Annotated in this window: 9 protein-coding genes; 2 read left to right on the top strand and 7 right to left on the bottom strand. The window is 52.0% G+C overall.

Annotated elements, in window-relative coordinates; genetic code table 11:
- The first annotated feature begins 53 nt into the window (after positions 1 to 53).
- The gene (locus tag ACI48K_RS25125; RefSeq protein WP_475030370.1) at positions 54 to 1,592 is read left to right on the top strand and encodes a DHA2 family efflux MFS transporter permease subunit; all 1,539 of its coding nucleotides are present in this window, start codon (positions 54 to 56) and stop codon (positions 1,590 to 1,592) included.
- Between the two features lie 17 nt (positions 1,593 to 1,609).
- On the opposite strand, the gene ACI48K_RS25120 is transcribed toward ACI48K_RS25125, so the two are convergent.
- Positions 1,610 to 2,824 (bottom strand): purple acid phosphatase family protein, encoded by a 1,215-nt coding sequence (locus ACI48K_RS25120; protein WP_475030369.1) that lies wholly within the window; start codon positions 2,822 to 2,824, stop codon positions 1,610 to 1,612.
- 150 nt (positions 2,825 to 2,974) lie between these two features.
- Between ACI48K_RS25120 and ACI48K_RS25115 the strand changes: the two genes are divergently transcribed.
- The gene (locus ACI48K_RS25115; protein ID WP_475030368.1) at positions 2,975 to 3,235 is read left to right on the top strand and encodes a GlsB/YeaQ/YmgE family stress response membrane protein; all 261 of its coding nucleotides are present in this window, start codon (positions 2,975 to 2,977) and stop codon (positions 3,233 to 3,235) included.
- Positions 3,236 to 3,301: 66 nt separating this feature from the next.
- Here the strand turns inward: ACI48K_RS25115 and ACI48K_RS25110 are convergent, their stop codons facing one another.
- The 6 genes from ACI48K_RS25110 to ACI48K_RS25085 all read right to left on the bottom strand — a co-directional run bounded on the left by ACI48K_RS25110 (position 3,302) and on the right by ACI48K_RS25085 (position 12,767).
- The gene (locus ACI48K_RS25110; RefSeq protein WP_475030367.1) at positions 3,302 to 4,894 is read right to left on the bottom strand and encodes a response regulator; all 1,593 of its coding nucleotides are present in this window, start codon (positions 4,892 to 4,894) and stop codon (positions 3,302 to 3,304) included.
- A gap of 19 nt (positions 4,895 to 4,913) precedes the next feature.
- On the bottom strand, positions 4,914 to 6,263 hold the full coding sequence (locus tag ACI48K_RS25105; RefSeq protein ID WP_475030366.1) for an ABC transporter substrate-binding protein: 1,350 nt from the start codon (positions 6,261 to 6,263) through the stop codon (positions 4,914 to 4,916).
- A gap of 41 nt (positions 6,264 to 6,304) precedes the next feature.
- Positions 6,305 to 8,026: a cache domain-containing sensor histidine kinase gene (locus ACI48K_RS25100; protein WP_475030365.1), complete on the bottom strand. Its 1,722-nt coding sequence runs from the start codon at positions 8,024 to 8,026 to the stop codon at positions 6,305 to 6,307.
- A gap of 327 nt (positions 8,027 to 8,353) precedes the next feature.
- Positions 8,354 to 9,679 (bottom strand): ABC transporter substrate-binding protein, encoded by a 1,326-nt coding sequence (locus ACI48K_RS25095; RefSeq protein ID WP_475030364.1) that lies wholly within the window; start codon positions 9,677 to 9,679, stop codon positions 8,354 to 8,356.
- Between the two features lie 189 nt (positions 9,680 to 9,868).
- Positions 9,869 to 11,044 (bottom strand): GNAT family N-acetyltransferase, encoded by a 1,176-nt coding sequence (locus ACI48K_RS25090; RefSeq protein WP_475030363.1) that lies wholly within the window; start codon positions 11,042 to 11,044, stop codon positions 9,869 to 9,871.
- A 91-nt stretch (positions 11,045 to 11,135) separates the two neighbouring features.
- Positions 11,136 to 12,767, bottom strand: a complete 1,632-nt coding sequence (locus ACI48K_RS25085) for a formate--tetrahydrofolate ligase (protein ID WP_475030362.1) — start codon at positions 12,765 to 12,767, stop codon at positions 11,136 to 11,138.
- Positions 12,768 to 13,569: the final 802 nt, after the last annotated feature.

The raw sequence follows: 13,569 nt of genomic DNA, 5'->3' as shown, positions 1-13,569 counted from the left end.
AGAAATCGACCGTGAAGCAACGGCTAGTCACGGTCGCACAGGAGGAGAAAACAATGGAGCAAACCATTAAGCCCCAAGCGGAGTTCCGGTTGTCCGGCATTTTGGTGCCGCTGTTGGCGATCATAGCCGGGGTATTCATGGTCGTGCTGGACAACACCGCCATGAACGTTGCGTTATCCACGTTGGTTAAGGACTTCGACACGGATTTGAAAACCTTGCAGTGGGTCGTCACCGGCTACATGCTCGCGCAGGCCTCCGTCATTCCGCTGTCGGGTTGGTTGTCCGACCGTTTTGGGGCGAAAAATATTTTTCTCGGCGCCGTGGTTTTGTTTACGATCGGTTCCATCCTTTGCTCGACCCCGAACCGCGCCGAATGGCTGATTGCGTTTCGGGTGCTTCAAGGCCTTGGAGGCGGATGCGTGCTTCCGGTAGCCATGGCTTACGTTTACAAACTGAGTCCCTCCAATAAAGTCGGAGTCGTCATGGGCATCATGGGGATTCCCGTCCTTTTCGCTCCTGCAATCGGTCCCGTACTCTCGGGATATCTGGTCGAATACCAGACCTGGCGCTGGATTTTTCTGATCAACATTCCGGTAGGAATCATTTGCCTGCTGATCGGCATGCGAAAGCTGCCGAAAGTGGAGAGAAGCCAAGTGCCCGGCATCGATAAATGGGGCATGGTTCTTGGTCCGCTAGCCTTCGCTTCCCTGTCGTACGGGGTCAGTCAAGGCGCGGAAAGCTGGACTTCCGATAAGACGCTGATCGGCATCGCCGTCGGGCTCGTCGCGTTGGCCGCTTTTATCGTCGCCGAACTGAAAACCAACAACCCGCTTCTGGAACTGCGCATCTTTCGTTCCATTGACTTTAGCGCCGGTATCATCGTCCAGTGGATCGGGCAATTCGCGCTTTACGGAGCGCTCTTTATGCTGCCGCAATTTCTGCAGCAGGCCCGCGGCTTCGGCGCCTATGACACCGGACTTACCCTGCTGCCGCAGGCGATTGCCTCCGGGCTCATGATGCCGTTCGCCGGAATACTTTTTGATAAAATCGGGGTAAGATGGCTTGTGGTAGCCGGACTTGGTCTTGTGGCAGGAGCTTTATATCAATATTCTTTCGTGGATCTGACGACCGAAAGCCACGATATTATTTTGCCTTTAATTATGTGCGGAGCCGGGATGGGCCTGATGACGATGCCGATGAACAACCATCTGCTGAATAAAGCACCCAAACCGCTGATCAACCGGGTTACTTCACTGACCAATTCCATGCAGCAGGTCATCAATTCGCTGGCCATCTCGGCGCTCGTGACGATATTGACCTCGAGAACGACGTTCCGCGGCAATGAAATGAAGGAGGCCGCTGCCGCAGCAGCCAAAGCCGGCAACCTGCCGCAAACGGCGGCTTCCGCCGAAGCGGTCAAGAAAGCCGCTGCGACCGTGCTTGCCAAAGGCTTTGACGATACGTTCCACATCATGATCTTCGTCGCCATCGGCGGTTCTCTGCTAGGGCTCCTGCTTCGCCGCGGGAAACAGCGCAAAGAGGAAATTCAGGAATCCGCCGCTCCGGTTCCAAGTGTAGACGGGGTGAAATAACCGAGCCATTCCTGAGCCTAGCGCTTTAAGACAAATTCATCCCGCCGCAAGCCGTCGGCATCGTAGGCCTGAAAGTGAAGCGAACGCTCACTGACCGTGACCGCGGCAAACATTTGTTTCCCGGACTGAAAGTGAGCCGCCTGATAAAATTTATCCTTTTTCACATTGTTGAACTTGGGACCGGCCGTGTTGGTAACGACATAGACGGTCCCTTTTCCGTCCGGAACGACTTTTCCGCCGCACAGAGGATAGGACCGCGAATATTCATGATTATGCCCCTGCAGCACCAAATGAACCCCAAACTCGTCAAACACCCTTACCCATTCTTCCGCTTTCTCGTACATATTGCCGCCGTATGCCGGACGGTGCATGGCCACGATGATCCACGGCTTCCGCCGTTTCTTCAGATCGCAGCGCAGCCACTTGGTCTGCTTGACGAGATTCGATTCCGTATTCAATACGACGATGTGCGCATGACCGTAGTCAAACGAGTAGGTTGTCCCCGGAATCGATCCTTCCGCCCCGTTATCCGGCAAATTGAAATGATCGGGGTACCAGCCCGCGATTCCTTCCGCAATCTCATCGTGATTTCCGGTTACCGGCATCAGCGGAACCCGAAGCAGCCATTTGAGGGAGGCGGTAAAAAAATAATCCCACCCTTTCTCTTCCCTAGGATCCCCCGTTAAATCTCCGTTATGTAAAATAAACCGCGCATCGGGATAAACGGCAAAAGCCCGTTTCAGCGTACGCTTCCACCATTTGAAATCATCTTCCTTCTCCCCTTGGGTATCCGTGACGTTGATAAAGGTGAAGCTTTCCGGTTCTGCGGATTCCGTCAGGAACTGCGCGGGTTCGCTCCATCTCCCGAATTTGCCGCCCCCCACACGGTAGATATAAGCCCTCCCCGGATTCAGGCCGGTAACCGCCGCTTTATGGATGGAGAGACTCCCGCCTTTTCCGGAACGGCTGATCGCCGACTTCGCTTCAAACGTAAGCACCTGTTCTCCGGCCCAATCACCGGCCGGTCCCGGCGAAATCTGTATTCTTCCGCGATCCTCGAAGCTTGAAGTAACCCAGGCAAAGGCCCTGGAGGTTCTCGGGTCTTCTTTAAAGGTCGTTACGATGGCTTGGGGCTTTGCCGAAACGTTAGCCTGCCGTCTTTTCAGCCAGACCCAGACAATCCCTATGATCAACGCCGTTAAAAGGCCAAGCGCATAAATCAGCCAACCCATGGGCCGTTTCGTCCTTTCAACACTCAATTTCCCATTACGATACGTCCAGCAGGGTCCCTATGTCAAATCCGTAACTTAATTGCCCGTTTAAAATCCAAATTTTTGGCAATAGTAACAATCAAGAAAATGAATCATTTAGGAGTGGTCCAGATGGGTTTCTTGTGGTCTATCATTATCGGCGGCATAATCGGTTGGATTGCCGGCACGATTTTGGGGAGAGATGTCCCGGGCGGCATTATCGGCAACATTGTCGCGGGATTCGTCGGCGCCTGGCTTGGCAGCCTGGTCCTTGGCAATTGGGGTCCGGTCCTCGGTAACTTTTACTTCATTCCGGCCTTGATCGGAGCCATTGTGCTTGTGCTGATCGTCAGTCTTATCATGGGGTCCATGAGACGCAGACGTTCGTCGTAAATAAAAAAGTCGGGTAGGGAACGAACCATCGTCCCTGCCCGGCTTTTTTTATGGAGCATTCCTTTCTCAGGCTCCTTCTTCGCGAAACTCGGTTGGCGTCTTTCCCGTGACCTTTTTGAAGACCTGCGTAAAATAGCGCGGATCCTGATAACCAACCAGCGGCGCCACCTGGTACACCTTAACTTGACTATTTCGCAAAATGTATTTGGCCTTTTCAATCCGGCACTGGGTCAAATATTCCAGGAACGTAAAGCCGGTAATCTGCTTGAACAGCATGCAAAAGTGACTGATGCTGAGATCGGCGAGCTCGGAAACCTCCTCGATACTGAGGTCCTTATGATAATTGTTTGAAATGTATTCCTGCGTTTTGGCGATGACGGTTTGAATGCTCTCCTTGGATGGGCTCTCTTGGCTTTCCGTGATCCATTTGCCGAAATGAGTCTTCATCAGCTCCATCATTTCATTCAGGGTCCCCAGGGAATGCAGCTCCTGCAGCAAGCCCTCCAGCGACCATTCCAACAGAAGGTTCATATGTTCAAACTGCCGGTAAAGCACCACGGTCATCTCCAAAATAATCCGTTCGGCCGTTTCTTTTGTGAACGCCTGCTCCTCGATATACCGTTTGGTCTGGTCTAAAATATCCAGCATTCGCTGTTTGTCCAGCGTACGAATACTGTCCAGAATCGCCGTTTCCAAATGTTTGGGGTATTTTGCCTCCCGATACGCCACAAACTCCGGTGCGGAATCGACAAACACGCCCTCACGGTCGCTGTAGAAGCGTTGATACAACGCCTTTGCGGCGCTTTGATAAGCTTCGCTCAACTGCTCGACGCCGGCTGCCCGCTGGCTGAAGCCGATGGAGCAGGACAGTTTGGTATTGTGCTTGATTTGCATGATAATGTCGTTTCCCAGGCTTTCTTTCTGCTCGTTCAGCGAACTTGGAAACAGCAGCACCCATTCCCCGCTGTGGAAAGGAAATACCGTCAGGGCTCCATGTATCATCGACCACTCGCTGAGAATATTGCGGATCGCAAACAACCAGAGCCGTTTCTCCCCCGAATTCCAGCGTTCGTTCCACTTCATGAAATGATCCAATTGAATCACGGCCATGAAGTATTCCTGCTGAAGCTCGCTGTTTTCCAGCCAGCGCATATGCTGCAGAGAGCTTTGGCTCTGATTCCCCTCGATAAATTCGGCAAACAGCCGCTCCCGGGCCAGAACGGACAGTACTTGAGCCGAATGCAGCAGTCTTTCGTTTTCCGACTGCTTCTCCAGGTTCTTTTTGGCCCGCCGGATCATTTCGATCAGTTCGTCATGGTCGATCGGCTTCAGCAGATAATCGAACGCGCCTTCCCGCAGCGCTTCTCTGGCATATTCGAATTCCCCGTATCCGCTGATAAATATAAACAGCCGCTTTTCGTCTTCGGCCAAAACCTCCTTCATCAGCGTGATCCCGTCGATGCCCGGCATGCGGATATCGCTGATAATCATATGCGGCGCAAGATCGCGAACAAGCTGAAGCGCCTGCTCGCCGTTTCTCGCCTCCCCAACGATCTCCAAACGGAGTTCCTCCCAGGGAACCGCTACTTTCAAACTGCGCAGAATGATCGGTTCGTCATCAACCAGAATCACCCGGTATTTTTCCTCATTCGCTTCCATTTGAGCACCTCCAAGGCTATTAATCGGGAAGAGAGCTGCGCCGCAGCTGCCAAAATTGCTCCGAAGTTTGCTGAGTTTGTTGCAGGGCTTCCCCCGGAGAAATCTTCCCGCCGATCATTTCCTCCAGCACCTTCAGGAAAGTTTTGTTCACTTCCGGAGACAGCACGTTGTCATATGGGACAAAGCTCTGCCGGCTTTGCTCCATGAGCTGAATGACCTGAGGAAAAACCGGTCCGGTCCGATCCGAATCAAAATCGATTTTCATCGAAGGAATCCGCAGCGCCTCGTACACGATTCTCCGCTGGACATCCTCCGTGTATAAAGCCTGCAGCAATTCTTGAGCCGCCTGCCATTTCGCTTCCTCCAAGTTAGAGGACAAGCCGATCCCGATCGTATAACCGCCTGCGAGCGATTTAGTTTCTTCCGATTGCAGTGTAGGAAAAGGAATGACGCCCACTTGATTCTGAAAATCAGCCGGGGTCTTTTCGTTATGAAACAGGTTGATGTCCCAGTTCCCGTTGAGGTACATGGCGGCGTTTCCACTCGTAAACAGGTCGATAGCTTCTTCTGTCGACAAGTCGTTTGCGCCGTAGCTGAAAGCGTGCTCGTCGATCCATGTTTTAAATACCGTAAAGGCTTGCGAGTAACCGACGTTCTCGAAGCTTTTTGTCTCGTCCCCTTGCGCGAGTTCATTGATTAATCCCGGACCGGCATATCTGTCCATCAAATAATGGGCAAAAATCGCCGCCGGCCAGCGTTCTTCATTGCCAAGCGCAAATGGTATAATTTTGTTTGCCGATACCGTTCGAATCACCCGATTCAGCTCGTCCAGCGTTTTTGGCGGTTCCAACCCCAATTCCGTAAATATTTTTTTGTTGTAAAACAGCGGCTCCGCATTTCCCTCGATCGGCAAGCCGTAGACCCGCCCGTCAAAGGTCCACAGGTGCAGATCCTGAAATTGGTCCTCCAGCCCGTTTTTTCGGACAAATTCCGTCAAATCCATCAGCCGGTTGGAGCGGACGTACGGCTCGATTTCGGCGCCTCCGAACAAAACGAACATATCCGGCGGCGTCCCGGTTACCATTTCGCTTTTCAGCTTCTGCTCGCGGTGCACCGTTTGGTCCATCCCTTCGAAATTCACTTTGACGTTGGGATGGGTTTTCTGAAACTCGTCGACGACATCCTCGACGATGTTCAGCATCGGCCGGTCATGCTCCTTGATCCAAAAATGGCGGAACGTAAGCGTAATCTTCTCCGTTTGACTCTCCTCGATCGGCTCGTGGCGGTCGGCGGCGATGATCAGAACCGAGACGGCAAGTACAAATGCGTACACGGCAATCCAGCCCCAGTTCAAGAACCATTTTCTCATGACGGCTCCCCTTCCCGTTTGTCGGTTGGCATTCGCATGAATCACGGCAATATCTTCGGAATGCGGATGCGAATAATCGAGCCGAATCCCGGAGATGAACAGATCATGATGCCGTAATAGCCGCCAAACCGGATGCGAAGCCGCTCATGAACATTTTTGAGCCCAACGCCGTTGACCCGGTATTTTTTTGGATTGATCCGCTCATTGCTCCACAGATGAAGCAGCGTATCCTGATCAAAACCCGGGCCGTTGTCCATGACGTCGACCAGGATATCCTGGTCGCTTTCCTTGGCGGTAATCGAAATGAAGCCGCTGCCTTCCATCTGTTCAATCGCGTGGTAAAGCGCGTTTTCCACGATGGGCTGTACGATTAGCTTCTGCGTGTTGTAATATCTCAACGATTCCGGCACCTCGATGTGATAGGTGAACTTATCCTCGAAGCGGAACTTCTGAATGTCGAGATAATGGCGGACATGCTGGAGCTCCATGGAAAGCGGGATCAGCTGTTGATTCTCGCTGATGCTGATCCGCAGCAGTTTGCCTAAAGAGACGACCATCTTGCTGATATCTTTATTGCCCTGCAGCACCGCCATCGAATTAATCGATTCCAGCGAGTTGTAAATAAAGTGCGGATTGATCTGCGCGACAAGCGCTTGCAGCTCAACCTCTTTCATCCGGGCCTGCTCGGTCTGCACTTGCTGAATCAGCTCGGAAATTTGCGTGCTCATCCGATTGAAGCCGTCAACCAGCAAATCGGTCTCGTCTTCGGCCCTGATTGTATTCGTGATAGGCACAAATATGCCTTGCTGTACCCGCTTCATGCCGTTCACGGCGCTGATGATGCTCCGTACCAGCCGGCGGACAAAAAAGCGGTCGAACAAAAAGGCCGAAATCAAGGAAACGAGCACCAGAATAATCGCGATGTTGCGGATCGACAGCGATTCCGAAGCAATCAGCTTGCTTGGCGTAATCGCCACCAAAAACCAGTCTTTGTTATGCGATGGCAAATAGGTGATCAAAGATTTCTCGCCTTGGTATTTATCCGTGTAATAGCCTTTTCCGCCCGGTTCCCCGTCCGTCAGAAAAGGAAACTGCGTCCGTTCCCCAATATGCTCGCCGGACTTGTCAAAAACAATATTCCCCTGCTTGTTCACCAAGAGAATATCCCCCTGTTTGAGCGTCGCGGCGTCCCAAAATACCTGATCCAAAATATCCGGTTTAACATAAATGACTACTGCCCCGATATCCTCCAATGAGTAATAATCCTTGATCACGCGAGCCTGGATCAATACCGGTTTCCCCGCGGAAGCGGACCCGTTCTCGCCGGGACCTACCCATACCGGGCGGCCTTCGGCGGCTTTCATCGCCCCGTACCAGCTTTGATGGCTCATCTCGTCGAACGACATTGCTTCGTTGAATTGGTACAACAGTTTATCTTTGGAGTAAAGCCCGAAGGAAGTAATCATCGGATGGTTAATCAAATTGTTGATATCCTGCTTTTGCTCGTAAGTGACGTCAGAAGCCGGCTGCTTCAGCGTCTTCTGAATGACCGGCTGCGTGATCGCCGAGTTCGAGACGGTTGTGACTTCATTCAGTGCGAATTTCAGCTTCCGGTCGGTCTCCAGCAGCGAAACCCAGTAGAAATTGCTCGATTTCTTTTCCATTGTGGTCGAGAAGCTGTAATATGAAATGGCCCCCATGAGAATGACGGGAATAAACACTAGAAGAATAATAGCCAATAAGATTTTTCGGCGGAGCTTCATGACATGGCCTCCCTCACAATCTCCCTTCTCTACTATTCTTCATTCGATTGTTTATTTCCTTGCCACATTAGAAATCCTGACGGACAGCTCTTAATTATGATGCCGACGCACTAGAGCGGCCCAGCACGTCCCATTTGAAGAAGCACGGATACATGGTGAAAAGATTGTTCTGCGGTTACTTCAACTGCCATGAGTGCACCTCCAAAGTTGTGATTGATAAGCCAAATTCGCAAGAACATAAATCTTCTTGCGAATTTGGATAAATTACGGGTTTTGTCTTACTTGGGTACAGGTTCAGGTTCGGTCAAGCGTCCAAAGCCCGAGGATTCAGCTTCGTTCCAGCAATAGCTTGATTTGCTTCATCGCGCTGTCCCATTCTTTTTGCGGATCGGCTTCTTTATCAAGCACATTTGTCAACGCCATTTTAATGATCTTATCAGCTTGGGTATGCAGCGGTCCGTAATAAACCGGCTTTACACTTTCTGCCGACTTGGCGTAAGCTTCGGCAATAACTTGGCCGCCGAAGAAATCGTCCCTGTCTGCCTTGAATGCCGGTTCGTCGTAAATGGCCGGAATCGAAGGGAAGAGTCCGCTTTCCTTAAAGGATTTTAGCTGATTCTCCTGATCGACGAGCCAGGAGATGAATTCATAAGCCTCTTTGGGATGTTTGCCTTCTTTCGGCAGCGTCAGAAAGGAGCCTCCCCAGTTGCCGGCGCCTTCGGGAAGCTGAGCGATCGCCCAGTTGCCTGCGGAATCCTTGGCGTTCCGTATCGTTCCAGCCATCCATGCCGGGCCGAGCATCACTTCGAAATCACCTTGATTAATCGCATTTTGCCACTCGGAAGACCAGGTTGCCCATTTTCCGATCCAGCCTTCTTGAATACCCTTGACCGTAAAGTCATAGGCTTTCTTCACCTGCGGATTGGTGTCTCCAATGAAGGAGCCGTCTTCTTTGCTGAAGTAAATTTGACCGTCCGATTGATCGCGCAGCCCGTTATATACAAGTTCTGTCAGATCGGCAAACGGCTTGCCGGTGTTTTCCTTAAACTGTTTGGCGACGGTGGCGAAGTTATCCCAAGTATCGATCATGGCGCTGAAACCGTCCGGATCGGTCGGAAGGCCGGCTTGCGCCGCAAGGTCCGTCCGATAGTAAACGACCGTTGGTCCCACATCCGTGGGAAGGCCCAACTGGAAGTTGCCGTCCTTCGAAGAAGCTTGCTTCCATTTCCATTCCAGATACTTGCCCTCTATGCCTCTGGCCCCCAAGTCGTACAGGTTGTAGAACTTATCCTGAGAATTCATGAAACGTTCGAGAAAACCGATCTCAAGCATAAAAATGTCCGGAGCGCCCCCTCCGGCGGAGAATGCCGTCGTCAGACTGTTATGATGCACGGTTTCGTCGGCTGTGTATTGAAATTTGATCGTAATGTTTGGATGTTCTTTCGTATATTCTCTGGCGAGATCTTCGTAGTTTGTTACCCCGAATGACCAAAATGTAAGCTCGACCTGTTCGCCCGTCGGCTCTTTGGCGGCGTTGTTCGACGATCCCCTTTCGTTCTTCGCGGTTAGAGCTTTGGCGCCGCCGCAGGTCGCGAGTGTGGCGAGGATCAGAACGGCAACCAGCGTCAGCGCCAACGCTTTCGTTCTTTTCATGCGGCTAACCCCTCTCTTTACTCCAAAAATCTACAACCTCAGTCTAGCGGAATTATTCCGGGTTTTTGAGGAGTCAAACTTGCGATTTATAGTAGGAATTTTTACGATGCGCAAAAAAACAACCGACCCTCGCCTGGGAATGGCGAAGATCGGTTGCGGATCAATAGGGATTATGTTTATGAATTGCGATCAAAAGAAATCCAGCAGCGCCGAAGCCCTGGCGGGAATAAGCTGCTCAAGCAGCTTGACGGATGCTTCGGAAGCGGTCAAGCGCCCGTAGGCCGACAGTTCCCGCGGGCTTTTGTAGCCCAAAAACAGAGCCGTCAAGGTTTGAATATCGCAGGCGAGGCTCTCTGCTTCGGAACTATCCGGGACCGCGGAAGTGAGCTGTCCGGTTCCTTCCGCGGAGACTTCAAGCAGCCAGCGCCCATCGTTCCAAGGCGCGAATTCATCCGTGATCCGAAGGGGGATCCGCACGGCGGAAGCTTGCTGAGCAAAAGCGTATTCGCGGACAAAGCCGCTCGCATTCACGATGCGGGCCATGAAGTACGGCACGACTTCCTGCTTGCAGCGCGGGTCCTGAAGCAGGAACGGCAGCAAGTCGTCCGCGGGAACATGATCCACGACGGCCTGCGTCACCATGGAATCGTGATTGGCGAAATACGTCCATAACGCTTGCCTCGCCATCTCGTTCAGGAAAACAAACTCATCCACGTGAAGCTCTTTATTTTTAATACTGTAGAGGGTATACCCTTCCGGCTCCCCCATGTCCGAAAAATAAACGGCGGTATGCGTCTCTTCATCCAACACCGACCGTTCCCACCATTCCTCATCCCGGACCAGCGTTCCATTGTATCTGCCCGCAAACGAATGGTACAGCCGATTCAACAACCCGATATCTTTAAGATCGCGCTTGATGCTGCCGGGAGCTGCGGCCCTGGCCGGGAATTTCTCGACCGGTATCGTATATTTCTTGTAATCCGTATACACTTCCCAGCCGAATTTGCGATAAAAGGGAATGGAGAACGGGTGCAAGCAGGAGATTGTCCGTCCTTCTTCGTTTATTTGGGACAGCGCCTGAAACAGCAGGCGGCTGACGAGTCCGCTCCGCCGCTTCTCCGGCCAGGACGCCACACCGGCGATGCCGCCCATGTCCAGAGCTTTGCCCTGCACATACAGCTGCAGCGGCAGCAAAATCAGCCGCGCCTGCAGCTCCCCCTCCTCGAATGCGCCCCAATACCGCTCGGGCTTAAACGATCTCCGTCGTTCTTCCCGGATTACCGGGGAAAGTTGATACTGAAATGCATATTCGGCCAATGCCGTGCTCGCTTCAAACTCCTCTGCGGTTAACTGTCTGATTTCCACAAGCTCACCTCTTTACCTGGAATAAGCTTTACGGGCAAAATCTATGCCCAGTTTGTCAGAAATCGCTATGGCTGTCAATCGCCCGAATCTATTACAATAAACCGGCTACTTCACCATGTTCGTCAAGATGGATTCGCTCCGCCGCCGGCGATTTGGGAAGTCCCGGCATCGTTACGATGCTGCCGGTGTGAGCCACGATGAATCCGGCGCCCGCAGACAGCGTAATTTCCCGGACATTGACGGTGAATCCTTCCGGAGCGCCCAGCAGGCGGGCCTGATCGGAGAAGGAATAAGGGGTTTTTGCCATGCATACCGGCAGGTTCCCGTAACCCAGACGCTCCAGCTCCGCAATTTTATCCGAAGCCGCTTTCGTGTAGGTGACGCCGGCTCCGCGATAAATCTCCCGTACGACCGTTTCGATTTTGGCTCGGGGATCGGTCTCGTCGGTGTAGAGCGGGGTAAACACAGCTTTTTCCTCGCTTAATATTTTCATTAGCGCCTTCGCCATCTCGCGGCCGCCTTGGCTTCCTTCGGCCCAAACCTTGGAAACTTCCGCCTGAACGCCAAGCGTGCGGCATTGATCGAGCACGACTTGAAGCTCATCCTCGCGGTCCGCCGCAAAATGATTCACGACAACCAGAACAGGCACGCCGAATTTACGGAGATTCTCCACGTGGCGAGTCATATTGCCCAATCCTGACTTCAGCGCTTCCGGATTAGGCTGGTCCAGATCCGTTTTGCCCACGCCGCCGTTATATTTCAGCGCCTTGACGGTGACCACGAGCACTGCTGCGGACGGGGTTAAGCCGGATTGACGGCATTTGATGTCAAAAAACTTCTCGGCCCCGAGGTCGGCCCCGAATCCTGCTTCCGTAACGACGACCTTGGCCAGCTTCAAAGCCAGTCTGGTTCCCGTCACGCTGCTGCAGCCATGGGCAATGTTGGCAAACGGACCGCCGTGCACAATGACGGGCGTACCCTCGACGGTTTGTACCATATTCGGCTTGATCGCGTCCTTCAGCAGCACGGTCATGGCGTCGACCGCGCCGATTTGGGCGGCCGTAATTACTTCGCCCTGCATGTTGTAAGCGACCCACATCCGGCCCAAGCGCCCCTTCAGATCGTCCAGGTTTTCGCTGAGACACAGTACCGCCATGACTTCCGACGCCGTTGTAATCATGAAGCCGGACTGCTGCACGCCTCCGTTGCCATCGCCGATGCCGGTCACGATATTGCGCAGCCCCCGGTCATTCATGTCCATAGCCCGCTTCCATAAAATACGCTGCGGGTTGATCTGGAGGTCGTTCCCTTGAAAAATATGATTGTCGATCATGGCCGAAAGCAAATTATGGGCCGAAGTAATGGCATGAAGATCGCCGGTAAAATGAAGATTTATATCTTCGGATGGTACGATCTGCGCCTTGTTTCCTCCCGTTGCTCCGCCTTTCATTCCAAAGCAAGGACCGAGCGACGGTTCTCTCAGCGCTGCGATCGCCGGTTCTCCAATGGCGTTCAGCGACTGGGCCAATCCGATGGTAGTCAGCGTTTTGCCTTCTCCCGCAGGTGTAGGATTCATGGCCGTGACCAGAACCAGCTTGCCGTCAGACCGATTTTGTACATCCTTCCACAGGGCAAAGTCCAGCTTGCTTTTGTATTTTCCGTACAATTCCAGGTACTCTTCTCCGATTCCAAACGATCTTGCAACTTCGAGAATTGGCTTCATTCCAGCAGGTTACCTCCAGCTATTTTTATCCGTATAAGTTTTCATAAAATTGCACAAATATTATTGTACATGAAAAAATTGCGAATATACATGACGGAATTACCATTGCGGCGATTTGGTGAGCCGAAGATTTCCTGGAACCGGCAATATCGTGCTGATTGGCAGGCAGTCCCAAATTCCTTTACATTTTGACCATGTAGACTGGGGAAATCTTTCTTTTCCTGCAAAAGTGCAGTTTTTCCACTCGATTGACCCCGTAATTCGAAAAATACCTGCAATAGTGCAGGTTTTCTATCTTCGGAGCAGCAACTAGGCCTCCCGGCGTCCCAAGAGCACAAAAAAGCACCACCGAATATCGGCAGCGCTTTTTCTCTGTTGCTTGGCGGCGTCTTACCTTCTAGAACCCTTCGGTCCAAGTGACTCAGCAGTTTTCACAATAAAGAGGTATAAACGAATTATAGTATAGTACTTTTACCGACATCCAAGCTAATGTTGCACAAAAGACATCATTTTTGACGGGAAGAGGGAGTTGCCGCCCATTATCTTGTAAAAAATACAACATTATGGGCCATAGATCCGCCTCATATGCCCCCTTAACCCCAAAACTGTTGTACAAAATGCAACATTTGAGCCGTTTTGCCAATCCATGACCCAGATTATTGCATGAAATACAACATTTCTTCTCGACTGGCCAAGTACATCCCATATTACTTCGTTACGTCTTAGCATCTAAATTCGTATTCAACACACCTGGACACACAAAAAAGCACCGCCGAATATCGGCAGTGCTCTTTCTCTCTTG

Source organism: Paenibacillus terrisolis, assembly GCF_056171975.1.
This window is presented reverse-complemented; position numbering and strand designations above follow the sequence as displayed.